General features: G+C 60.3%; 25 protein-coding genes and 1 pseudogene. 21 read left to right on the forward strand and 5 right to left on the reverse strand.

Annotated elements, in window-relative coordinates; translation table 11 throughout:
* Positions 1–134 precede the first annotated feature (134 nt).
* The 16 genes from HKD24_RS03065 (at position 135) to HKD24_RS03140 (ending at position 13813) form a co-directional block, all read left to right on the forward strand.
* Positions 135–485: a hypothetical protein gene (locus HKD24_RS03065; RefSeq protein WP_194258976.1), complete on the forward strand. Its 351-nt coding sequence runs from the start codon at positions 135–137 to the stop codon at positions 483–485.
* The gene (locus tag HKD24_RS03070; RefSeq protein ID WP_194258977.1) at positions 482–682 is read left to right on the forward strand and encodes a hypothetical protein; all 201 of its coding nucleotides are present in this window, start codon (positions 482–484) and stop codon (positions 680–682) included. Before HKD24_RS03065 ends, HKD24_RS03070 begins: the two co-directional genes overlap by 4 nt.
* 29 nt (positions 683–711) lie before the next feature.
* Positions 712–999 (forward strand): hypothetical protein, encoded by a 288-nt coding sequence (locus HKD24_RS03075; RefSeq protein WP_194258978.1) that lies wholly within the window; start codon positions 712–714, stop codon positions 997–999.
* Positions 1000–1003: 4 nt separating this feature from the next.
* On the forward strand, positions 1004–1837 hold the full coding sequence (locus HKD24_RS03080) for a recombinase RecT (protein WP_194258979.1): 834 nt from the start codon (positions 1004–1006) through the stop codon (positions 1835–1837).
* Positions 1834–2427 (forward strand): 3'-5' exonuclease, encoded by a 594-nt coding sequence (locus tag HKD24_RS03085; RefSeq protein WP_194258980.1) that lies wholly within the window; start codon positions 1834–1836, stop codon positions 2425–2427. Before HKD24_RS03080 ends, HKD24_RS03085 begins: the two co-directional genes overlap by 4 nt.
* Before the next feature lie 187 nt (positions 2428–2614).
* Positions 2615–2845, forward strand: coding sequence for a hypothetical protein (locus HKD24_RS03090; RefSeq protein ID WP_194258981.1), 231 nt, complete (start codon positions 2615–2617; stop codon positions 2843–2845).
* Entirely contained in the window at positions 2842–3354 is a 513-nt protein-coding gene (locus HKD24_RS03095) for a hypothetical protein (protein ID WP_194258982.1), read from the forward strand. The genes HKD24_RS03090 and HKD24_RS03095 overlap by 4 nt, the downstream gene beginning before the upstream one ends.
* On the forward strand, positions 3351–3533 hold the full coding sequence (locus HKD24_RS03100; RefSeq protein WP_194258983.1) for a hypothetical protein: 183 nt from the start codon (positions 3351–3353) through the stop codon (positions 3531–3533). Before HKD24_RS03095 ends, HKD24_RS03100 begins: the two co-directional genes overlap by 4 nt.
* Positions 3530–3769 (forward strand): hypothetical protein, encoded by a 240-nt coding sequence (locus tag HKD24_RS03105; protein ID WP_194258984.1) that lies wholly within the window; start codon positions 3530–3532, stop codon positions 3767–3769. Before HKD24_RS03100 ends, HKD24_RS03105 begins: the two co-directional genes overlap by 4 nt.
* Positions 3766–4791 carry a tyrosine-type recombinase/integrase gene (locus HKD24_RS03110; RefSeq protein ID WP_228124131.1) on the forward strand — a complete coding sequence of 342 codons (1026 nt, stop codon included), beginning with the start codon at positions 3766–3768 and terminating at the stop codon, positions 4789–4791. Before HKD24_RS03105 ends, HKD24_RS03110 begins: the two co-directional genes overlap by 4 nt.
* A gap of 795 nt (positions 4792–5586) precedes the next feature.
* Positions 5587–7710: an AfsR/SARP family transcriptional regulator gene (locus tag HKD24_RS03115; protein ID WP_194258985.1), complete on the forward strand. Its 2124-nt coding sequence runs from the start codon at positions 5587–5589 to the stop codon at positions 7708–7710.
* 134 nt (positions 7711–7844) lie between these two features.
* Complete coding sequence (locus tag HKD24_RS03120; protein ID WP_228124132.1) at positions 7845–8363, forward strand: DUF3576 domain-containing protein; 519 nt, start codon at positions 7845–7847, stop codon at positions 8361–8363.
* Positions 8364–8370: 7 nt separating this feature from the next.
* On the forward strand, positions 8371–10968 hold the full coding sequence (gene leuS / locus HKD24_RS03125) for a leucine--tRNA ligase (protein ID WP_194258986.1): 2598 nt from the start codon (positions 8371–8373) through the stop codon (positions 10966–10968).
* Positions 10968–11639 carry a hypothetical protein gene (locus tag HKD24_RS03130; protein ID WP_194258987.1) on the forward strand — a complete coding sequence of 224 codons (672 nt, stop codon included), beginning with the start codon at positions 10968–10970 and terminating at the stop codon, positions 11637–11639. Before leuS ends, HKD24_RS03130 begins: the two co-directional genes overlap by 1 nt.
* A gap of 14 nt (positions 11640–11653) precedes the next feature.
* Entirely contained in the window at positions 11654–12655 is a 1002-nt protein-coding gene (holA, locus tag HKD24_RS03135) for a DNA polymerase III subunit delta (protein ID WP_194258988.1), read from the forward strand.
* Positions 12656–12796: 141 nt separating this feature from the next.
* On the forward strand, positions 12797–13813 hold the full coding sequence (locus HKD24_RS03140; protein WP_322783269.1) for an SDR family oxidoreductase: 1017 nt from the start codon (positions 12797–12799) through the stop codon (positions 13811–13813).
* 59 nt (positions 13814–13872) lie between these two features.
* Here HKD24_RS03140 and HKD24_RS03145 read toward each other — a convergent pair whose 3' ends face one another.
* A complete protein-coding gene (locus HKD24_RS03145) occupies positions 13873–16305 on the reverse strand; it encodes a TonB-dependent receptor plug domain-containing protein (protein WP_228124147.1) in 2433 nt (810 codons plus the stop codon).
* 258 nt (positions 16306–16563) lie between these two features.
* On the opposite strand from HKD24_RS03145, the gene HKD24_RS03150 reads away from it, so the two are divergent.
* Positions 16564–17760, forward strand: coding sequence for an SMP-30/gluconolactonase/LRE family protein (locus HKD24_RS03150; RefSeq protein WP_194258990.1), 1197 nt, complete (start codon positions 16564–16566; stop codon positions 17758–17760).
* A gap of 72 nt (positions 17761–17832) precedes the next feature.
* Here HKD24_RS03150 and HKD24_RS03155 read toward each other — a convergent pair.
* From HKD24_RS03155 to minC, 4 genes and pseudogenes are all read right to left on the reverse strand, one after another.
* A pseudogene (locus HKD24_RS03155) lies at positions 17833–18216 on the reverse strand (YidB family protein); the annotation flags it as partial.
* 60 nt (positions 18217–18276) lie between these two features.
* Positions 18277–18555, reverse strand: a complete 279-nt coding sequence (gene minE / locus HKD24_RS03160) for a cell division topological specificity factor MinE (protein ID WP_011251986.1) — start codon at positions 18553–18555, stop codon at positions 18277–18279.
* A 4-nt stretch (positions 18556–18559) separates the two neighbouring features.
* Positions 18560–19372, reverse strand: a complete 813-nt coding sequence (gene minD / locus HKD24_RS03165; RefSeq protein ID WP_194258991.1) for a septum site-determining protein MinD — start codon at positions 19370–19372, stop codon at positions 18560–18562.
* 149 nt (positions 19373–19521) lie between these two features.
* Entirely contained in the window at positions 19522–20250 is a 729-nt protein-coding gene (gene minC, locus HKD24_RS03170; RefSeq protein ID WP_194258992.1) for a septum site-determining protein MinC, read from the reverse strand.
* Between the two features lie 77 nt (positions 20251–20327).
* Between minC and fzlA the strand changes: the two genes are divergently transcribed.
* The 4 genes from fzlA (at position 20328) to HKD24_RS03190 (ending at position 23831) form a co-directional block, all read left to right on the forward strand.
* Positions 20328–20996 (forward strand): FtsZ-binding protein FzlA, encoded by a 669-nt coding sequence (gene fzlA, locus HKD24_RS03175; RefSeq protein ID WP_194258993.1) that lies wholly within the window; start codon positions 20328–20330, stop codon positions 20994–20996.
* An 11-nt stretch (positions 20997–21007) separates the two neighbouring features.
* Positions 21008–22183, forward strand: coding sequence for a BaiN/RdsA family NAD(P)/FAD-dependent oxidoreductase (locus HKD24_RS03180; RefSeq protein ID WP_194259117.1), 1176 nt, complete (start codon positions 21008–21010; stop codon positions 22181–22183).
* A 123-nt stretch (positions 22184–22306) separates the two neighbouring features.
* A complete protein-coding gene (locus HKD24_RS03185) occupies positions 22307–22552 on the forward strand; it encodes a hypothetical protein (protein WP_194258994.1) in 246 nt (81 codons plus the stop codon).
* 46 nt (positions 22553–22598) lie between these two features.
* A complete protein-coding gene (locus HKD24_RS03190) occupies positions 22599–23831 on the forward strand; it encodes a DNA recombination protein RmuC (RefSeq protein WP_194258995.1) in 1233 nt (410 codons plus the stop codon).
* Positions 23832–23851: the final 20 nt, after the last annotated feature.

Below are 23851 nucleotides of genomic sequence, written 5' to 3' on the forward strand. Positions count from 1 at the left end.
CAGTCAGTTGACAGAGACCCGGTGAGAGCCGGGTTTCTTTTTATCGTGAAATTGCGCATTTTTGCGCTTGCGTTATGCGCAATAGTGCGCATATAGTCTCCCCACACCGCACGAAGCGGCGAGGGAGAACCACAATGGCGAACCTGCCTGACAATTTTCCACAGAACACATTTGAGCGCGCGCCGCCGCTACTGACCGATCCCAGTTGGCCACGCTTTCATGTCGTGACTGAAGATGATCTGCGGGAAATCCAGTCAAGGTTTCCGGGGCCTCAGCTCACAAAGCGTACGCTGTTTGAGACCTCGAATTACGTGCTGGCCGAGGCTGAGGTTGGGCTTGAGATTTATCGCAAGCGGCGGGATGGATCTTGGGTTCGTGGCGTTGAATATTCGGATACCGACTCAGACTGGAAAGCCGTTCAGCGGTGCAAAGAGTGGATGATCCGCCGCGATGACAGCGTGCTTCACAACATGGAGCCTGCATGATGTCCTGCGAGCTGAAAGAGCTGGAAGCAGCGCGATCAGAAATGCGGGAAGTCCGGGATTTCCTTAAGCGTGCGGATGTGAAGGAGGCTCTGTCCGGCCTGAACTCGGACGCTCTCTTTGAGGTCACGTTCAAAGCGGCCCGCGCCACCGTGCGCATCAACAATGTAATCGAGCACCAACTTCTCGAAACTGCCTGACCGGCAAGTAAACCACAGGAATTTCTGAAATGCGTGAAACAGCAAACGCCCGAAGTGTGTCCAAATCTCATGTTCCGTATCTGGAGATGAAGCGTCGTCAGTTCCGCAAGGCCGCTTGTGTGAGCCTGAATGCCGCGGGCCGGGCCGATATGGCAGGCGACCAGGCAGAGCATGATCTGCACTGGCAGCGCTATCTCGATGCCGCGAACCTTGCGCTCGATACCGACCGGCAGATCAAGAGCCAGACCGTTGCGGGCCTGTCCCGGATTGTGGCGCGCGTCCTGCGCAGCCCAACCATTATTGCAGGAAGGGCTTGAGACGATGAACGCAGTTACGACGACACCATCCGGCGGCTTCGCAATCGAAGGAATGCAGGGCGCCATGAAGCTGGCTCAGGCTATGGCATCGGCCAAGATGGTACCAAACCATCTGCAAGGCAGCCCAGGCGATTGCCTGATGGTGATCGAGCAGGCGATGCGCTGGCAGATGTCGCCTTTCGCCGTGGCACAGGCGACGGCGGTGGTCCGCGGCAAGATGTGCTTCGAGGGCAAGCTAGTCGCGGCGGCCATCCAGACGAGCGGCGTTCTTGATGGCCGTCTGAACTATGACTTCGAAGGAGACGGGCAGGGACGCAAGGTCATCTGTTCCGGCCTGATCCGCGGCGAGAAGAAGTCGCGCACAGTCGAGGTCCTGCTCAAGGACGCCAAGACGGACAACCAGTGGTGGACGAAAACACCAGATCAGATGCTGTCCTATCACTCAGCCCGGGTTTGGGCTCGTCGCCATACGCCTGAGGTCATGCTTGGCGTTTACGCGCCGGAAGAGTTTGACGCGCCGTCTGGCCATGTCGTGGACGTAACGCCTGATACGCAGCAGGAGCCGCGCCAGCAGATCCAGGAAGAGCGCCCGGTGGATTACGTCGCGTTCTTCACCAGTCGCCTCAAGGCCTGCTCAGACACCGGCTGCATTCTCGCCCTCGAAAAGAAGTGGGAGCAGACGCAGGCCAAGGCGCGCGATGCAGGACGCCCGATTTCTGAGGAAGTTCTGGCAGACGTCACAGACCTGTTTGCCGATCGCTATGGCGTTCTGCACGAGCAGGAGCGCCAGCAGGCCGACGCCAACGCAGAAGTTCCGGCCGAGGAGATGCCCGCATGAGCATCTTGTTCTTTGATACAGAGACAAGTGGCCTTGCGAAGCCCGGACTTCCGACCGGCCATGAAGATCAGCCGCATTGCGTCCAGCTCGCGGCCATCCTGACAGACGACCAGGGGCGGGAAGAGGCGTGCGTGAACGTCATCATCCGCCCGGATGGCTGGACGGTGCCGGAAAGTGCCGCAGCCGTCCACGGCATCACGACGGAAAAGGCTGCGCGCTACGGCATCCGCGAGCAGGTTGCGGCTGTTCTTTTCTATGACCTGACGAGCCGCGCCGACCTGCTGGTAGCGCACAACATCCAGTTTGACCGGCAGATCGTGGCGACGATGTATGCCCGCGCCAAGCGTGCAGAGTGGAAGCTGCCGGAAGCGCAGTTCTGCACGATGGAAGCCGCCGCGCCGCTGGTGAACCTGCCGCCGACGCCTCGCATGCGTGCGGCCGGGATCATCAAGCCCAAAGCGCCGAAGCTCGAAGAGTGCATCCAGCACTTCTACGGCGAGACGCTTGAGGGTGCGCATGACGCCCTGGTCGATGTCCGGGCCTGCGCTCGGATCTACTTCGAGATGAAGCGCATGGGAGAGGCGGCATGACCCCGCACCCAATCCTAACAGCCATCGATGGAGCCCTGCGCGCGCTGTCCGTGTGGTTTCACGACGGGATCACCGGTCATGGCTGGAGGATGCGGCGTGACTGACCTGCTTCCGAAATTCTGCGAGGCCCTGGCCCTCGTGATCCTGTTCCACCTTGCGGCCGGTTCGCGGCCGGGGAGTGTTTGAGATGAGTGATATGAGCCCGGTCGCTTGGGTTGATCCCACCGATATCGACCATCCATTTACCCCGTCAGGCTTTGCAATCATCGAAATCCGGAGGGAGAACGAACACAATTTCACAACCCCCCTCTATACAGCCGACCAGCTTGCCGAGGCTGTAGCAGAACGAGACCTTCTGATCCGCGACCTGCGGAAAGAATTGAATGAACGCCGATATGGCCGGAGCGCAGCGAAATGACCCAGAACACGGAACAGAAGGTGCGGACGCGGCACGAGCAGATCGCGGATCTTGTCGAAGCTCTAAGCGATGAAGTCTGGCTCCCAGATCACAAGTCTTATTGCGAAAGGATGCTTATGGAAGCCGAATCCCGAGGCACAGCGGAACAGCGCCGGAAGGATGCAGAGGGGTATTTATTCTACAATCGAGACACCGGGACAGAATATCTACCCTACCATCCTGTCGAAAGCGGAGAGTGCACGGACGCAGAAAACATTCGGGAAGCTACAAGATCCGAATTGCTTTCTGAACTTCAGGGCGCATGGGTAAGCTGGAAAGAGGATCGCGCCGAAAAGGATAAGATCGCCGCCAACGTCGCCGCGCTGGAAGCTAGGGTGAAGGAGTTGGAAGAAGCCCTAGGGAAGATTGAGTACGCATCCCGGAAAGATAGTCTGTCAGAAACAGAGCGGCTTGAAAGCGTTCGAGCCGTCGTCCGCGCCGCGCTCAAGCGCGAGGGAGACAAGGCATGAGCGGGCGGACGGATACGGAGCGACTGGATTGGCTTGAGTGTAACGGCCGGGATATTTGGCGGTATACTTCCGGCTTTCTGGTCATGACCAAAAAGGACATCAAGCCGTCAGATGGCATGAGTGGAGAAACTCTGCGCGCGGCCATCGACGCAGCCATGGACGCGGAGGAACGGGGATGAGTGAGCGCAGACTGTTCAGCACCGAGGCTGCCGCACAGTACCTGAGCCTGTCCACATCGAGCTTTCGTACTGCTGTTGCACCACACTGTCGCAAACTTCACCCAGTGCCTGGGCGGGTAGTCTGGGACCGGTTGGATCTGGATGCCTGGGCAGATGGACTGAGCGGCCGCAAACCGCAGCTTGAAACCGTGGCTCAGGGCACTACACCTAATCCGTTGGATCGCTTCCTGACTTGACCATCATCCGCCTCAAATACATCCAGAAGGTCCGGGACCGTTACGGCAGATACAGGCTGTATTTCCGTCGTCCCGGCTTTCAGTCGATCCGCCTTCCAGATCCTACGACGCCGGAGTTCTTCCAAGCCTATCAGGAAGCCCTTGCCCGCACGACCGTGCAACAGGCAGCTCCCGTTCCAAAGACATTGGCGCATCTAATCGACGCATGGATGCAGTCCGGGCGTTTCAAGGCCCTGGGCTCCAGCACCCAGACAAACTATCGTCGCCTTTTGCTTTCAATCCAGAAAGCGCCGTATGCTGACGACTATGTGGACCAGTTCCAGACAGTTCATTTACGCCGCTTCGTGGAAGAATTCGCAGACCGGCCAGCAGCTGCGAATCATCGAATCAAACTATTCCGGATGCTGTTCGAGCATGCCATCGATGATGGCTGGCGGACGGATAATCCCGCCACGCCTCTCAAGCGTCTGAAGGAAAAGCAGGATGGTGCCGAATCGTGGAGCGACGAGCACATCCGACAGTTCGAGGATCGGTGGCCTTCTGGATCCGTCCCTCGTCTGGCTCTGGCGCTCCTGCTCTATACTGGCCAGCGTCGCAGCGACGTGGTGCGCATGGGGCCACGTCATATCCGTGGCGACCTGATCGAGGTGACGCAGCAGAAGACAGGCGCGGCCTTGCTGATCCCCATTCACGCCGCGCTTCAGGTTGAGCTGTACAGGCACATGGCGACGCCCACGTTTCTGGCACGCCAGAACGGAGAGGCATTCACGGCCAATGGTTTCTATATGCGGTTCAAGGCTTGGCGGTCAGAAGCCGGACTGCCTGATGGATTGAGCCCTCATGGCCTGCGCAAGGCTGCTGCACGTCGGCTGGCAGAAGCCGGATGCTCTGCGCATCAGATCGCAGCGATCACTGGCCATGCGACACTGGCCGAGGTTCAGAGATATACCCGCGCCGTCGACCAAGAGAAGCTGGCCAGAGAGGCGATGGCGCGGATCGCTGCTGTAAAACGCATCTCCTAAAGTGTAAAACATTAGGGGAAAACGGCAGTTTTGTGCGGGTGTTTTGTTCGTATGGTGTCCGCGAGAGGATTCGAACCTCCGGCCCCAGGATTCTTACCACTTCGGTTTTCACCGCCATGCCTGAAGGCATGTTCGTGGTCTGGACTGTCTCTTCACCACAACCTCCGAGAAGGGAAGCCAAGGTGTCACCCGTACAGTCTCTACACCTTCTTTCCAGCGCGCCGGAAAGCTTGGCTCGGGATTGGCACGATCAAGACGATCAGAGCGTTCCCCGAATTTGAGCGAATCCACCATGCGGTTTCCCATCATGGCGCCCAATTCAAACCTTAGGAATCCTGTGCTCTATCCTGCTGAGCTACGCGGACGAACAGCTTAATGATATTCCGGTTACGGTAATTCTGCAACCATGCCGGTTTCCCGTGCACAGACTATGGACCATCGTCATTTGCGATGATGGCAGGATAAGGGGCCTGTAAAACAGCAGGGGCATCAGGAATAGAAAAGATGGCATGACGTGTTTATGCTATCTAAACCTTTTTCTGGTTACTCTTTCGGATGAGGCTTCTGTTGCAGCCTTGCAAGGCACCTCTTTTCCATCAAAAAGGTGATCTGTTTTCTGGTAGTACCAAATCCTGAGTAGGATCGATCGCATTCGCGCCTGGCATCCTACACAAGACCTCTTTGCAGAGGTGTTGCAGGTTTGACTGGGTTGAGAATTGCCATGATCTGCATTGCTTACGACGATACACTGAAGCGGCCCGAAGTTTCTGCCCATCTCAGGGAAAGGCGCTGAGCATGGGGGCGGCAAAGATGATGGAGAGCGCATCCCGTCACGTCCGCGAGACTGACCCCACGCTCCTGCGCCTGAAGTTAATAGGTCAGATGGAGGCGAGAACCCTTACGGGTGAGAGCGTCCTTCCGGTCGGCGGTAAAACGCGGGCCCTTCTGGCCATTCTTGCCCTTTCGGATCGAAAACCGGTCCTGCGTTCCCGTCTTGCCGAACTACTATGGAGCCAGCGTCCCGAGGATATGGCCCGCGCATCGCTCAGGCAGGAAATCCATCGCCTGCTGGATGCGCTGAGTCCACTGGGCGTGGATGTCATCGATGTCCAGCGGCATTCCCTTGCCCTGAAGCCGGCCCTGACCTCTGTCGATGCTGAAAGACTGCTGACCGCCAGCGTTCGTACAATTGACAGTATCACCCTGCCTGACGAGCAGTTGCTTGGCGAACTGGCTGGCGTGGACCCCGCACTGGATGAATGGCTCATTCAGCAAAGAGAACGGCTGTCAGCGCATCTTCAGCTCGTTTATGAAAATGCCGTTCGGGAACTGACCGATCCGGATCAGGTCGAAAACATGGCCGAGCGCCTGCTGAAGTTTGACAACCTGAACGAGATTGCCTGGCGCGCAAGGATACAGACGGCACTCCATCGTGGAGACCAGGGACGGGCAGTCGCACTGGCCGACCAGATGACCCATCTGTTTGGCGACGTTGAAGGACACGCTCTGGCTCCTGCAACCCAGGCCCTGATTGCAAGTATTTCGACGGACGGTCACGGCAGGGAAGCGGCGAACGATGTCTCCCAGGCGGCTCTGCCAGCCGGGGGGACTGATTTGCCCTACAGCGCGCCCATGCCGCGACCGGATCCAATGCTGGCCCTGCCGTTGCACTATGCCTCACGGGATCCGTCATCTGCAGAGCCGCGAAGAATTTCGCTGGTTTTTCTGTCACCATCATATTCTGACCAAACGCTCGCGGAGCAGGGGCAGGACCTGCGGGATCAGCTGGAACTCATTTTCGTTCATATGGGAACGTTTGACGTTCTCTCTGTCCCTAAGGCCTCTGAGCCTGATCCGGTTAATGCAGCGGCGGTCTATCGGGCCTGGGGTACGGATTACATCATTTCCGGGAGCCTGCGCGGAGGGGAGGGCGGTACGGACAACCGGCTCATCGTCCGCGTCCTGGATGCGCGGCGTGGTGGTGTCATCATCTGGGGAACACATTACGATTTCCCGTCCACTGGTCCGGATGCAGGAACAAACAGCCTGCTTGCACCCGCACAGGCGATGCAGTGGAGCATTTTTGTTGCTGAAGCCCGACGGATTGCCGCGCGCCCGGATTCCGAACTTTCTGCTCTGGGAATGGCGCTGAGGGCGTTCATGCTCCTCCTGCGGCACGACAGTTCTTTTTTTGGCAGGATCGGAGTTCTGCTGGAACACGCTACCGATCTTGAGGAAGAAGACGGAGCCATTGCTCTCATTGACGCGCTGCACTGCTATGTCCGCTTTCTGAACGACTGGAGTGCAGACGCGGAGGCGGTGTTTGCCCATGGTCTTCGCAGGATCCGGGCCTCAGTCTCGCTGCTGCCGGATCTTCATGCTGTCGAGGTCCTGCTTGCCGCATACCTCATGTATGATCCCGACATGCACAGCACGGCGCTCTCGGTCGCCCAGATGGCGGCTGAAGGCATCTCCCGGAACGACCGGCATTACAGGGATTCTCCTGACTATCTGATGGCTGTCATTGTGCTGGAACTGTTGCGGGGTAATGCAACGTCGGCGGCTGGCACCGTGAAGAAACTTCTTGAAAACGGCTGCCGGTCCCAGTTGCTGGAGCTGTTGCGACCGGTTTTCATGATGATCCTGCTGCTGGGCGATGACTATCAGGAAGTAATTTCCATGGGCAGGTTAATGTCCGGTCTGTACCCGGTCTGTCCGAGTTCGCTGGTTTACTATCTCATTGCGCTGGTCGAGATCGGTGATTTTCCTGACGAGGCTCAGCAGGTTCATCGACACCTGCTGCGTCTGGTCCCGGAGCTGACAATTTCAAAAATTGTCAGCAAGTTTCCCTTCGTACCAAAAGCACATCAGAAGAGGCTGGCGGATGCATTGGGCAAGGTCGGGCTCGCCAGGGGATAAGAACATCTTCCACAGGTGCTTGGCCTTGTGCCGCCGGCACGATATGAACACACAAACAGAAGTTGCCGGCTGCAGGCCTCGCCAGTCTGCATCCTTGCTTGTGACCGGCCCTGGCGCGGCCCGCAGGACCACACATGATGTCTCGCATCCAGTTGACCGTTCTTCGACCCTTTCACCGACCGACAACCCGTCTTGCTCTGGGATTTCTGGCGCTTGGCGCTCTTGCCGCCTGTGGTGGCGGACGTGATCCCAGCACCCTGACAGCGCCCCGCAATCATCTTCTGGGCGTGGATCGTGGTGCCGAAGGCGGTGCTGACGAGCTTCGTGGTGGCGTGAATGCCTATCTGTGGCGCGGGGCGATCGACACCCTGTCCTTCATGCCACTGGCCTCGGCCGATGCTGTCGGCGGCGTCATCCTGACCGACTGGTACCAGCCCTCGGCCAGCCAGAATGAGCGTTTCAAGATTGCAGCCTACGTGCTGGACCGTCGGCTGCGTTCCGATGCCCTGCGGGTTTCTGTGTTCCGTCAGGTTCTTCAGGACGGGCAGTGGGAAGACACCCCGGTCTCGGCAACCACTACCTCCGATATCACCACCCGCATCCTGACACGTGCGCGCCAACTGCGTGCTGAAAATGGCGAGCGGGACAACTGAGTCAGACATGAGCGATACCACAGCCCCCGCATTCGACTTTCAAAATCGCGAACCGTTCTGGCAGGAAGAGTGGAAGCAGCGGAACATTTTCGCAGTTCCGGATGTTCCTCCTGCCGATCGTCTGAAATACTACGTGCTGGAGATGTTCCCATATCCGTCGGGTCAGCTTCATGTCGGACACGTCCGGAACTATACGCTCGGGGATGTGGTCGCGCGGTACAAGCGGGCCCGTGGTTTCGCCGTCATGCATCCCATGGGCTGGGATGCCTTCGGTCTGCCGGCCGAAAATGCCGCCCGGGAGCGGAATGTCCATCCTGGCAAATGGACGATGGACAACATCGCCACGATGCGCGGCACGCTCCAGCGTCTCGGGTTCTCTCTGGACTGGGATCGTGAAATCGCGACCTGCCTGCCGGAATATTATGGCAAGCAGCAGAAGCTGTTCACTGACATGCTGGCGGCCGGGCTGGTCGAGCGACGGGACTCTCTCGTCAACTGGGATCCGGTCGATGAGACGGTTCTGGCAAACGAACAGGTCGTGGACGGCCGTGGCTGGCGGTCCGGAGCGCTGATCGAGAAAAAGAAGCTCTCCCAGTGGTTCCTGAAAATCACGAAATTCGCCCAGCCTCTGCTTGATGACCTCAAGACGCTGGACCGCTGGCCTGAGCGCGTCCGGACAATGCAGGAGCGCTGGATCGGGCGTTCGGAAGGCGCGCGGGTTCGTTTCGCCCTGCACCAGCCGCCCGCAGGCTATGATGAAGATCTGGACAGCGTTGAAGTCTTCACGACACGTCCGGACACGCTTTTCGGGCTGAGCTTTATTGGGATTTCGGCAGAACATCCTCTGGCGCGCAAGGTTGCGGAAACCAATCCGCAGGCCGCTGCCTTCATTGAGGAATGTCGCCGCCTCGGAACCTCGGAAGAAGCCATCGAAGCTGCCGAAAAGCGTGGTTTCGATACCGGTCTGCGTGTCGCCAATCCGCTGGATCCGGAAAAAACTGCTCCTGTCTGGATCGCCAATTTCGTCCTGATGGATTACGGCACTGGCGCCGTCTTTGGCTGCCCATGCGGTGACCAGCGCGATCTGGATTTCGCGCGCAAATATGACCTTCCAGTTCCGCAGGTCCTGCTGCCCGCCGGTCAGGATGCCGAAACCTTTACGCTGGGCAAGAAGGCCGTCTCCGGAGACGCCACTCTCTTCAATTCCGGCTTTCTGGACGGACTGGATCCCGCAACGGCCCGGACGAAAGTCATTGAGCGCCTTGAAGGTCTGGGAGCCGGCAAGGGCGTCGTGAACTGGCGCCTGCGCGACTGGGGGATTTCCCGTCAGCGGTACTGGGGTTGCCCGATCCCCATTATTCATTGCGAAACCTGTGGCCCGGTTCCTGTTCCGGATGACCAGCTGCCGGTCATTCTGCCCGAGGACGTGACATTCGACCGACCCGGCAATCCGCTGGATCATCATCCCACATGGAAGCATGTGGCCTGCCCCTGCTGTGGCAAGCCTGCCGTTCGCGAGACGGACACGTTCGACACTTTCGTTGACAGTTCCTGGTATTTCGCCCGCTTCACCAGCCCCCATGCCGAGACGCCGACGGTCCCGGCCGCGGCCAATGGCTGGCTCCCGGTCGATCAGTATATTGGCGGCATTGAGCACGCGATCCTGCATCTGCTCTATGCGCGTTTCTTCACCCGGGCGATGCACGAAACCGGGCATCTGGATGTGGACGAGCCATTCGCCGGTCTGTTTACGCAGGGCATGGTGACGCATGAGAGCTACCGGGACGACAGCGGCTGGCTGTATCCCGAAGAAGTCGAACGTCAGGGCGATCAGGTCGTACGTCGTGAGACGGGAACGCCGGTTCAGGTTGGCCGCTCGGAAAAGATGTCCAAGTCCAAACGCAACACGGTGTCTCCGGTCGACATCATCGAGCGTTATGGCGCGGATACGGCCCGCTGGTTCGTGCTGTCCGACAGCCCGCCTGAGAGGGACATGGAGTGGACGGCGTCAGGGGTCGCAGCGGCCGCCCGTTTCGGTCAGCGCCTGCACCGCCTTGTCTCGGCCGTGGCTGCCCGGGATGCGGCCGATAGCGTACATGGAGCTGCCGGGGATGACCTGCGGCGTGTGACGCACCGGACCATTGTGGCAGTCGGCGAAGCGCTTGAAGCTTTCACACCGAATGTTGCCGTGGCACGTCTGCATGAGCTGACATCGGCACTGGCTGAGGCTGAACGCATCGAAGGCGCTGGCATTGCCGCCGCCCGTCGTGAGGCGGCACGTGTGCTGTGTCTGCTGACCGCGCCGATGATGCCCCATCTTGCGGAAGACATGATGGCGGTTCTGGAGCCGGGCAGTGCGCTGGTCGTGGAACGTCCTTGGCCGGAAGCCGAAGAAAAATGGCTGGCCGTGCAGAGTGTGACGATCGGTGTGCAGATCCTCGGCAAGCTGCGCGGGACCATCGAGGTTCTGCCCAATGCGCCCAAGGAAGACGTGCTGGCCGCAGCGAAGAGCGAGCCAAACGTAGCCCGTCTGCTGGAAGGAAAGCGGCTGGTAAAGGAAATCCATGTTCCGAACCGGATCGTCAATTTCGTGGTGGCCGGCTGATGTCTGACCGGCGCAGCATCTTTCTTCTCACGGCCTGTCTTTTTCTGGGAGGGTGCGGTTTTTCCCCCCTCTACGGGAAGCTGACGCCGAAAACCGACATGTCGGAAGAGTTGGCCCAGATCTATGTGGACAACATTCCAGGCCGGTATGGTCAGCTGCTGCGTCTGGCTCTTCAGAAGGATCTGGCAGGCGCCGGGCCGGAGGATCCTCATAAATACATGCTGAAAGTCTCTTCCGGCATGAATGAGGAAGCGGTCGATATCCATGAGGATAACACCTCCGGTCGTACGCGAAGCACGGGCTCGGCCCACTGGGTTCTTATTACGGTAGAGCAGAATCCCCGCATGCTGGCGCAGGGCGATGCAACGACGCTGGATGGTTTCAACACCACGTTCGAGCAGTATTTCGCCCAGACCCTGAATGATGAAACCCTTCAGGCGCGTGTCTCGGATACCCTGGCCCAGACGGTAACCCAGCAGGTCGCAATCTGGTTCCGCAACCACAACATGCCCGAGAAGGCCGCGCCTGACGAACTGCCGCGTTATCTGAATACGGATCGCATGCCCGATGATAACGGGAATGCAGCGACCGATCGGACTGGTGTGGACGGCTTCCCGGCTTCCGCAACGGGCCGTCTGTCCCGGGGTACGTCCAGCGCGACCCCGCAGTAAGTGAAGTCTGCCACGTGAAGATTGACGCACGGAGTATCGGGCGCACTCTGGCCGATGCCGGTTCCTGGCGGGCAATCGTGCTTCACGGCGATGACACCGGTCTTATCCGTGAACGGGCCGCACAAGCCGTCAGGCTGGTGGCTGGAACGCTCGATGATCCGTTTCAGGTCGCACAACTTGACCGGGAAACGCAGGACCGGCTTGAAGAGGAAGCTACGGCGCTCTCCCTGATTGGCGGGCGACGCGTCGTCTGGGTGCGGGATGGACAGGACAGCATAGCGCCACTGTTCAAGCGGGTGCTGGAGACCGCAACAGACGCTCTGATCGTTATCGAAGCACCGGGAATTACGGCGCGTTCGAAGCTGCGTGCGCTGGCCGAAGCCCACAAACAGGTCGCATCCATTGCCTGCTATCCCGAAGAGGGGCGGGCATTATCCCAGACCGTGACGGATGCACTCGGTCAGGCTGGTGTGACAATCGATCGTGATGCGCTGGTCTGGCTGCTGGGTGTGCTCGGCGCTGATCGCAGTGGTGTGCGGGGCGAAATCGAAAAGCTTGTCCTCTATGCGGGTGAGGGCGGTCGTCTTGATCTGCAGGCGGTTCAGGACTGCGTGGGAGATGCCGGTGGCAATTCCCTGGAAGATGCTGCCTTTTCCGCCCTGTGCGGAAATCGCATGATGGCCGATCAGGCGCTTGAACGTGCTTTGGCCGATGGAGCCAATCCCGTGGCTGTCGCACGGACGGTTCTGGGCGTTCTGGTCCGGCTCCAGAAAGTCGCGCAGAGCGTGCAGGAGGGCCACGGGCGGGCTGAAGCCATGAAAGCTCTGAAGCCGCCCGTGTTCTTCAAACGCACGGCTGCTTTTGGTCAGGCATTAGACCGCTGGTCTCCTGCCGCACTGGCCATGGCAGCGCAGGAAACGCAGGCTTTTGAACTGGCCTGCAAGCAGAGCGCATCGCCGGATATGGCGTTGTGCAGACGTCACATCGCGTCCCTCTGTACGGTCAGGAAAGTCTGATCAGACCGATGCCTGGCTGCGAAGCCGAGTTTTTATGGCAACTTCCTGTTCCGCGAGACTGTTTCCTTTCCGTCAGAAATCAATGATCCGCAGCGCTGGCCCGGATGGACCGGTTTGCGGAGAACGGAAAAGGACAGGTCCATGACTGAACGGAATTCCGATGATTCCCGTCGCAATGTTATGAAAGGCGCTGCTCTGGGGCTGGCAGCCGCCGTGGCAGCGGGAAGCAGGGCCAGAGCTGCCGATTCCTCCATGTCTGCCGAGAACGGAGCGCCTCCGCTCTCTGATCCTGCCAAGCGCTACACCGACGGCCCCTTTCAGGCCCAGCCGCAGCCATGGCCCGGTCTTGCTTCCAGAATGTCCCCGCGCCCCGATCACGGTGAAACCTCCTACCGGGGCTCCGGTCGCATGGCGGGCCGCAAGGCGCTTGTGACCGGGGGCGATTCCGGTCTGGGACGTGCCGCGGCCATCGCCATTGCCCGCGAAGGGGCGGATGTCGCCATCTCCTATCTTCCGGCCGAGGAAGAGGATGCGAAGGAAGTCATGGATCTCATCCGGAGCGCCGGCCGCAAGGCGGTGGCATTGCCCGGCGATATCCGCTCGGAGAAATTCTGTCAGAAGCTGGTGGCCAATGCGGCGCGCGAACTGGGCGGTCTGGACTGTCTGATCAACTGCGCAGGCCGGCAGCATTACCACGAGAGCATCCTCGATCTGACGACAGAGGATTTCGACTGGACGCTGAAAACCAATCTCTATGCGCTTTTCTGGATCATCAAGGCAGCCATTCCGCACATGCCGCCGGGCAGTTCGATCGTGAATACGAGTTCGACCAATGCTTATAATCCTTCCGAAATCCTGGTGGATTACAGCATCACCAAGGCAGGCATTGCAGATCTGACGAAGAGCCTCGCCAAGCAGCTTGTCCCTAAGGGCATCCGCGTCAATGCGGTCGCACCCGGACCGTTCTGGACGGCCCTGCAGGTCAGCGGTGGCCAGCCCATGTCCGCGGTCGAGAAGTTCGGCTCGACCGTCCCGCTCAAGCGCCCTGGCCAGCCTGCCGAGATCGCACCGCTCTATGTGCAGCTTGCCAGCACGGACGGCAGCTACCTGACCGGACAGATCTTCGGAGCCACCGGCGGAACCGGCATTCCGGGCTAACAGTCATCGAGAACACAAAAAAAGCGGAGGGCCGAAGCCTTCCGCTTTTTTGTGGCTGATCAGAAACGTGCCGAGACGTCCAGATAGTAATACCCGCCATTCATGCCGAGCTGTGATGTGCTCATGTAGTACTTGGGAACGCCAAGATAGCGGTTCCCTTCAGGCACGACTGACGGGAACTTGGCGAAGATGTTGTTGCCACCAATCGTGGCGCTCCATTTCGGCGTGATGTTGTACGTAACGGACGCATTCGTGGTCCATTTCGGCACATTCTGGAACTGGAGAAAGTGGCTCGTGGAGTAGGTATACGGCCCCGTATAATAGGTCAGCTGGGACGTCGTCTCGCCGTAACGGATTTCGTGCACGGAGACGGCCCACTTGTTATGGGCCGAACGCCAGGTTCCACCGAAGATGATCTTGCTGCGTGGATAGGCCGTGGTGATGTAGGCGATATTCTGGGCATTCAGCAGGGGGGCGCCGGTCATGCTGTTGGTCTGATGGCGCAGGCGCGTGCGGTTCAGGTTGATGGCGACATCCCAGTCCGCATGACCATAACGGCCGAAATCGGTCGGGTAGTTCGCCGTCAGGTCGAGGCCCTGCGTCCGGGTATTGGCGACATTGGCAAACCAGTGCGTGGCAAGCTGGCTGCCTGTCCAGTTTCCAGAACCAGGGGGCAGATTGTAATTGTCAGCCTGAAGCGCCTGGTAAGCCTGTGATCCATAGATCGTTCCACCCGGCATGATGCGGTCGCGCAGATCGATCTGATACACGTCGACGGTGACGTGCAGTTTCTTGATCGGCTCCACGATGATGCCGCCTTCAGCACTCGTGGAAGATTCCGGCTTCAGGGCCGAGGCACCATTGGCGAGAGCGCCAGCAGAGCTTGCAGCGATGATGCCGCTTGCAGCCGTCGGAGAGACGGACAGGGCAGAATAATGTTCCTGCGCCAGCGTCGGCGCATGGAAGCCGTTGCTGAACGTACCGCGGATGGCAAAGCGTGGGCTGAAATCGTAACGGGTCGAGACCTTGCCGGTCTTGGTATTGCCGACATCCGTATAATGCTCGACACGCCCGGCCAGATCGAGCTGCCAGTGCTTCATCAGATTCGTGGAAATATCGAGATAGCCTGCCGCAACATCACGGGACCACTTGCCGGCATTGGCCGGGTTGGTGCCGGGGAAGCCGTCCGAGCTGGAATAGGTGTAACTGGCCGGAGAGCCGGTGCCGATTGCATAGGCCTCATAGCGATAGGATGCACCGCCCGCGACGTTGATGGCGTAGGGCCAGAAGGACGTGCGGAACTTGCGGCTGAGGTCGACGCTGTTTGTCCACTGCGTATCGTTATAGGCCTGTGCGGCGAAGGATGTCGGGGTCTGACCCGTAGCCGCATAGAGACCCACATTCGTCGTGCTCTGGGCGTTGACGGCGTCGTAGTCCCGGCCAAAGACCGACGACACGTCCCAGTGCCAGCCCGCCAGCGTTCCCCTGAAGCCTGCGGTCAGCTCGTAATCGTTCTCGTTCAGCTCTTCGATCGGCGCGTAGCCATAAGGATAGATTGCTGAATAGCCGGGATATTTCGCGAGCGAGGAGGGCAGTCGGTAGTTCTGGTACGATTCCGCGTGCCGATGCGCATAGGTCGCGCTGGCATAGGCCTGCACGTTGTCGGTGATGTCATAGCCCGCGTTGATGGCAACACTCTCACGCGTCTGCTCCGGCTGGCCCAGAAGCTGGTTGACATAAGTATTGGTCCGGTTGTCGGCACCAGAACGGACCGTGTGATCCTGATGCACGAAATCGCCACCGATATGCACGAAGCCACGATTGTTCAGGTTCGCGCCACCGTCGATGAACACGCCCTGCTGGAAACCGTCGCCTTCGCTCGTAATACCGGTGTTCGAGCGCATGGTCAGACCATGATTCTGTTTTTTCAGGATGATGTTGACCACGCCCGCAATAGCGTCCGAACCGTACTGGGCCGAAGCGCCATCTCGCAGGACTTCGATATGGTCGATCATGGACATGGGGATCATGTCGATATCGACAGGCGTCGAACCCTGTGACGGGCCGGCATCGGCATAGATGTTGGCCGTGGTATGACGGCGCTTGCCATCCACGAGCACCAGCGTCTCGTTGGGATTGAGGCCGCGGAGCGAAATGCTGTCGGTCAGGGCGCCTGCATCGAAACCGCCAGTCGGTACGGTCAGGGACGGGAGCAGCAGTGCCAGAGAATCCCGGAGGGTAGGCTGGCCAGTCCCTGTCAGCTGGCGATTTGTGACGATATCAACCGGAGCGATCGAATCACGGGCCTTCTTGCCGAATTCGCGCGTTCCCGTCACAACCACAGCCTCGCTGCCCCCCGAAACCTCGAGTGTGGGCCTTGCGACCTGTCTGGGTGCCGCTTTCGTCGTCTTCTTGGCAACCGGTGTTGTATGGGCCTGTTTGTGCTGAACCGGAACGGACTGCGTGGTCGCAGCCCGGCTTTCGTCCGTCATCAGGACAAACGCAGAGCCAAGGAGAGAAGTCCCCAGAAGGGTCAGGTGACGAAGAGAAAGCTGGGTCAGCACTTTTACCACGCGATAAGTTAGTAGTTTATACGAAATACAAAATTGTTTCGTATTTGCGGAAGGTCAACACAATTTTCCGCTTCCGGAAAGATTTCGATCACATTTTGTCAGGGCTGTGGCGTTCCTTACACGGATCGGGCGTTATGGAAACGGTTTGTCTTGTAAATGGATTACGGGAGCTTGTGCATGAAGCGACGTCATTTCCTGCGGGCCGCTTCGGCAGCCCCAGCCTCTCTTGCCGTTTCGGCAGCCCTGCCAGCCGCTCAGGCGCATGCCGCCGGAAATGAAGACAATGGAACAGGCCCTCTGGGAGACCTCGACATTGTTGCCGAGTTCGACGGTCCGGGCCCCTCGGGGATCGTGGTGCTTCCGGATGGCAGAACGTTTGTCGGTTTTCCCCGTCATGCTGTCGATCACAAGGGGGCCACGCTTGGGGAGCTCGTGGATGGAAAGGTCGTACCTTATCCCTCCGCTGCCATGAGCCTGCCTGCAAACGTTCCGGCAGACTGTCTTGTCTCTGTTCATGGGATGACGATGGATCGTCAGGGCCGTCTCTGGGTCATTGATGACGGTAAGCGGGCCGGACATCCTCTGCAGCCGGGCGCGGCGAAAATCGTCTGTATCGACCCGGCGACGAACCGGGTCGCCCACAAGATCATTCTCAAGGCGCCCGTGCTTCTGCCGGACAGTCACATGAACGACCTGCGGGTTTCCCTCTCGCATGGCGCGCAGGGAACGGTCTTCGTAACGGACTCATCCTTCGGGACGAAACCCGGGCTTGTGATCGTCGATGTGGCCACCCAGCAGGCGCGCCGGGTTCTGACAACGCATCCCGCCATCCTGCCGGAGACCGGCTTTCTGGCGATCGTGGAAGGGGAACCGCGCCGCTACATCCCCGCTCACCCGCAACTCGTATCCGGCGGGGTCGACGGCATTGCCCTGACAAAAGACGAAAAGCGTCTGTATTTCGCACCCCTGACCAGTCGGCGGCTCTACAGCCTGCCGGTGGATCTTCTGGCGGATCCGGCATCAGACGATGCGGTTCTGGCCCCCGCGATCCGCGACGAGGGCGAGAAGGGGGTCGCGGACGGTCTGGCTCTGGATGATCAGGACCGGCTTTATACGACGAATTACGAACATGACTGCATCCTGCGGCGCGATCAGGACGGCTCGTTCAAAATGATGCTCCGTGATCCCCGGGCTCTGTCTCCGGACGGGATCTTTGCGACAGCGGATCATGTCTATTGCACGTTCGGGCAGTGGAACCGCCTCGCATCATTCAACGAGGGGACCGATCGCAGGGTCACACCCTATCTTCTGATCCGCTTTCCGATCGAACGGCCGCAGCCTTACAACGCCCTGCCGCAGGGGCAGAAAACCTGACCCCGGATACGAAAAAGCCCCGATGGAGTCATCCACCGGGGCTTTCTGCAGCTTCTTTGTAGAAGTTTTGCTTCAGGCCGTCGTAGAGGGCGCCTGACCGTCCGGCGTGTGCTTATCCACGGCGGCGGGAAGAAGCTGTGCCAGTGCCGGCAGGATCGTGTTGGCGGGCAGACCCGTCTTGCTGACGATCATCTGGATCTGCTGATCCGTCAGGAGGCTGCGCAGTTCATCCGCCGTGATGGGCAGGTTCTCGCCATTACCGATCCAGGAATGGATCTTGTCCGTCAGGCCAGCGCTCTGGGCCTGACTGATGAGCATGTTCAGGCCATCTCCCTTGAGGAAATCGCCAATGCTGCCGCCAAACTTTTCGCCCAGCTGTCCACCAATGGCGCCGACAGCCTGGTTCATGAGGTTTCCGAGAAAGCCGCTCATCCGTATTGTTCCGTCTCTTGCAGATGCGGCATCAGGGCCGCAGCCGGTATCTCTAAAACTGGGTTGTGTCCGGAAGGCTCCGGATCACGAACCCCGCTTGCCGCTGAGTTCCTGTGGAACCTCGACGTCGATTTCGAGCATGGAGCAGCCGCTGCCACGGTCGACCTTGATCTGGACCTTGTCCTGATCAACGGCGACATGGCGGGCGATCACTTCCATGATCTCCTTGTGAAGCTGGCGGATCAGATCGGACTCACCGGCCTCACCCGCACCGCGCTCATGCGCAAGCAGGATCTGCAGACGGTCCTTGGCGACGCTGCTGGACTGCTGTCGCCGGGCGAAGATGTTTGAGAGAAAACTCATGAACTCATGCGTCCCTCTTGAAGAGCCAGTCAAAGAAACCGCGTTTCTCGACTGGAACCGAGACCTCGAGCTTCTCGCCGCTCAGGCGACGGGCGGCTTCGAAATAGGCGCGGGCAGGAAGGCTCGTAGGCGCGGCAAGCGTCACGGGAGCGCCGACATTGGAGGATTTCAGCACATCCTCGCTTTCCGGAACGATGCCGAGCAGCGGAATGGAGAGGATCTCAAGGACGTCCTCAACGCTCAGCATTTCCTTGCGGGCAGCGCGAGCCGGGTCGTAACGGGTCAGAAGCAGATGCTTGTCGACCTTCTCCCCCCGTTCGGCCTTCTGGGTCTTGCTGTCGAGCAGGCCGATGATCCGGTCGGAGTCACGCACCGAGCTGACTTCGGGATTGGTCACGATCACGGCCATGTCGGCGTGATACATGGCGAGCTGTGCGCCACGCTCGATGCCAGCCGGGCTGTCGCAGATGACCCAGTCGAACTTCTCGCGAAGCTCGTCCATGACGCGGGCAACGCCCTCGGATGTCAGGGCATCTTTATCGCGGGTCTGGGATGCCGGGAGGATGGACAGCGTTTCACAGCGCTTGTCGCGGATCAGGGCCTGTGACAGGCGGGCATCGCCCTGCACGACATTGATCAGATCGAACACGACCCGGCGCTCGGCGCCCATGACCAGGTCAAGGTTCCGAAGACCGACATCGAAATCAACCACCACCACATTCTGCCCGCTCTGAGCGAGAGCGGCGCCGAGCGCGGCGGTCGATGTCGTCTTGCCGACGCCACCCTTGCCGGAAGTGACAACCAGAACCTTGGCCATGAATACTCCAAAATAACGTCTTTGCGGTCTGCGGTTGCCTGTAACGAAGGACCGCAACCGGTTTTCTCATTCTATGAAAGTTTTATACCCCGCGGCAACCGGCGAATAGGGGTGCTTTCATGGCAGCGGCACTCAATTTACAGTTCCCGTTATGCCAGCAGGGGCAGGACACGGACCCGGTCTTCGTCCAGGGCTGCCTGTGCGGCCTGACCCAGGATGGCAGGATCGATGTCTTCCGTGACGGCGTAATACCCGTCGAGCGCCAGCAGTTCGGCCAGCATCCGGCTGGCAAAAATGCGGCTCTGGGATTGTCCCCCGACCCCGGCGATCGCCCGGCCGCGTAACGTTCCGTACACATGGATGGAGCCAGCAGCCACGATTTCCGCGCCAGACGAGACGGATCCAAGAATAATTACATCGCCCTGCATGTGCTGGATGCTCTGACCGGAACGGACATGCTGGTCGATGATCAGCGTCCCGCCCCCCGAGACCGGGCCCGCTGCACTGACAGCAGGGTCTTCCGGAATCTCGACTTCTCCCGCCGGACGGCCGCCATCCAGCGTTTCCGGCCAGTCCCAGTGCGCAACCACCGGCCAGTGACGGCTCCCGCCCTCAATACCGATGATCCGGACACCACGGCCGCGGATATCATCCAGCAGCGTTGCCAGACCCGGCGTGGTTTCGTTGAGGAGACCGAGGTCCAGGATGACTGGTTTTCCTGTGAAGAGGCCGCCCGAGCGGGCGATCTGATAGTCGAGGCCTTCCAGCCAGAGGGGGAGGGGGGCCTCTGGAGACAGGACGAGCGCCAGGAAGGAGCGGCCGCGCGCACGGATGCGCATGGGGGTGTGCGAAGAGGTAGTGGAAACGGGATCGGGCATCGTGAAAATCGTCGGACCTGTGTCGGGCAGTCGGTGAGGCTCTTGTGAGCGGGTATCGGCTGACTTAGAAAGTGGCAATGCGTATCCTGCATCACCTTCCACTTTCTCCGCAATGCCGTCTTGTGAGGCTCGCCCTCAGCGAGAAGCGACTCCCGTTTGAACTCGTCGTCGAGCGGGTCTGGGAACAGCGCGAGGAATTCCTGCATCTCAATCCCGCGGGCGAGGTTCCCGTTCTGGTTGAGGAAAATGGTCTGGCCGTACCAGGCGGGCGTGTCATCTGCGAATATCTCGAAGACGCCTATCCTGACACGCCGCTTCTGGGGCGCACCTTCGCCGACCGCGTCGAGACGCGACGGCTCGTGGACTGGTTCGAGACCCGGTTCGCACAGGAGGTCACTCGCAACCTGCTCGGCGAAAAGGTGGACAAGCGCCAGTTCGGGCGCGGTCACCCTGACGGCAATGCGCTGCGGGCCGGCTATGCGAACATGCGCTTTCACCTCGATTATATCGGCTGGCTGGCAGAAACGCGGTCCTGGCTGGCGGGGCCTGCACTGTCGCTCGCGGATTTCGCGGCTGCGGCCCATCTTTCGGCGCTGGATTTCATTGGAGACGTGAACTGGTCCAAGGCACCTGCCGCGAAGGACTGGTATGCGCGGGTGAAGTCGCGGCCCTGTTTCCGAGGGCTGCTGTCTGACAAGGTCAGTGGCATCACGCCGCCGGCGCATTACGCCAATCTGGATTTCTGAGAACCGCCATGATGAACCCCGATGTGATTGTGCTCGGAGCTGGTGCAGCGGGGCTGATGGCTGCGGCGACGGCCGGTCAGAACGGGGCGCGGGTCCTTGTTCTGGATCACGGGCCGGAGCCGGGGCGCAAGATCCTGATTTCGGGCGGCGGCCGGTGTAATTTCACGCATCTCGAGACCGGCCCCAACTGCTTCATCTCGCAGAACCGCCATTTCGCGCGCTCCGCACTGGCGCGATACACGCCGCAGGATTTTCTCAAGCTGGTGAACCGTTACGGCATTGCCTGGCATGAGAAGGCGCGGGGGCAGCTCTTCTGCGATGGCTCGGCCGGGCAGATCGTGGACATGCTGGTGTCGGAGTGCCGGACCGCCGGATGTGAGCTTCGGATGCAGACCCGCATTCTGGATGTACGGCAGGCGGAGCACGGCTTCATCGTCGTCACGGATGGGGGCGAGATCCGGACCGGGGCAGTGATCCTCGCGACGGGCGGCCTGTCCATTCCCAAGCTCGGAGCGTCCGACCTGTCGCTGCGGCTGGCGCGGAAATTCGGTCTGCGGATTGTGCCGCCGGCCCCGTCGCTCGTACCGCTGGTTCTGGCGGATGCCGATCCGGAGCTTGCTGGCGTGTCATTGCCGATCGTGGCGCGCGTGGGCAAGAAGGGCCCGCGGTTTGAAGACGGAATGGTCTTCACCCATCGTGGCGTGTCCGGCCCGGCGATCCTGCAGATTTCGTCCTATCTTGAAGCCGGGGATGCGGCGCAGATTGATCTGCTGCCGGGGCAGAATGCGCTGAATGTGTTGCTGAAGGTCAAGAAAGACCGTCCGAAAGCCCTGCCGCCGAGTCTGCTGGAAGCACTGCCCCAGCGACTGGCCCGTGTTCTGGCGGCCGGGCTCGGGGACACGATGCTGGCGAACCAGCCGGACCGGGCGATCAAGGCACTGGCCGAGCGCGTGTCGAACTGGCAGCTTCGCCCCGCCGGGACGGAAGGTTACGCCAAGGCGGAAGTCATGCGCGGTGGCATCGATACGCGGGACCTGTCGTCCCAGACGCTGGAGGGCCGTGATATTCCGGGGCTTTATGCGATCGGGGAAGCCGTGGATGTAACGGGCTGGCTGGGCGGGCACAATTTCCAGTGGGCCTGGGCAAGTGGCGTTGCGGCGGGGCAGGCTGCTGCCGGGCATCGCTAGACGCTCTTTGCCACAGGATTGCCATTCTCGCATCCGATCACGTGGCAACCGGTGAGGCGGCGATCCGTTTCCGCTTCTCCGAACCCTGGTTTTCTGCAACTGGCCCACAAGGACACAACCAAGATGCCTCGTTCCGTTTTTCGTCATGCTCTGCGTGCTGCTGCCGGCCTGTCCCTGCTGGGGCTGGGGGCCTGTGTCGGGACAGCGGCGTCCGGTCCGGTTGCGCCGGGAACGCCCATCGCGGGGTATGGCTATACCTGCAAGGCCGGGATCTACACCTGCAAAATGCCGACGCAGGTTCCGCTGGGGGCACCGTGCTCCTGTCCGGGACTGGGAGCTGCGTCTTACGGCAATATCCATCAGCCGTAAGCGGTACGGCATTGGCCGTATTGCGCTGAGCGGGTAGGACTGCGCCATGCAGGAGGGTTTTTCCGGAATGGCGCAGTTTCTTCCCTGGATCGTGGCGGCGGTGGGGCTGCTGGTTGCGCTTGTGGCCGTCCTGCGGGGCGGCAATGGCAGCGGCCGTTTCGAGCGTCTGCTTGAGCGTGAGGCGCAGGAACGGGCGCAGGATGTCGAATATCACCGGGCGCATCTGTCGGAAGTCGAACGTGTCCTGTCCGGGCGGCTGGATCAGTTCCGGCTGGAGACCAGCGAGCGTCTGAGCACGCTGGCGCGAAATCTGGGGCAGGATCAGGCGGAAGGGCGGCTCCTGCTGTCCGATGCGCTGCGGGAGATGGCGCAGAGCCAGAACGAGCAGATCGAGCGGATCCGCGCGACCGTAAACGAACAGCTCCATGGCGCGGTCGAAAAGCAGATGCAGACCAGCTTCCAGCGCGTGGTCGAACAGTTCAGCGCCATGCAGAAAGCCTTGGGCGAGGTCACGAGTGTGACGGCGCAGATTGGCGATCTGAAGCGGCTGTTTTCGAATGTGAAGACACGCGGTGGCTGGGGCGAAGCGCAGTGCCGGGCCATTCTGGACGATATTCTCCCCGAAGGCAGTTACGACACGAATTTCCGCCTCGGGACAGCAGGCGAGAATGTGGAATTCGCGGTGAAGATGCCGGTGCGCGGAACGGAAACGCCGCCGCGCCTTGCGATCGACAGCAAGTTCCCGACCGAAGCCTATGAACGGCTGCTGAATGCCGCGGAAGCGGGAGACGCGCTGGCCGAACGTCAGGCCCGGCGGGAGCTTGAAAACGTTATCCGGTTCGAAGCGAAGAAAATCGCGTCCAAATACATCCTGCCGCCGGTGACGGTCGAATTTGCCGTGCTGTATCTGCCGACGGACGGGCTTTATGCCGAAATCGCCCGGATGCCCGGCGTGATTGACGAGATCGGCCGGCTGTACCGGGTCATGGTGATGGGACCGTCGCTTCTGCCAGCCATGCTGCGGACCGTGCATCTGGGATATGTCACGCTGACGCTCGAAGAGCGGACAGAGGCGATTGCCGGGCTTCTCGGGGCGACGCGGCAGGAAATGCTGCGGATGGATCAGGTTCTGGAAAAGCTGCATCGCAATGCGGGTACGATGGGGAATACGATCGAGGAAGCCCGGCGTCGCACCCGTGTGCTTGGACGCAGGTTGCGGGCGCTGGACGGCACGGCGGACGAGATGGAAGAGGCGCTGGACGAGACGTCCCTGTCCTGAGGCACGGCACCTTTAAGACC

This window comes from Gluconobacter vitians, from assembly GCF_015244565.1.
Lineage (GTDB): Bacteria > Pseudomonadota > Alphaproteobacteria > Acetobacterales > Acetobacteraceae > Gluconobacter > Gluconobacter vitians.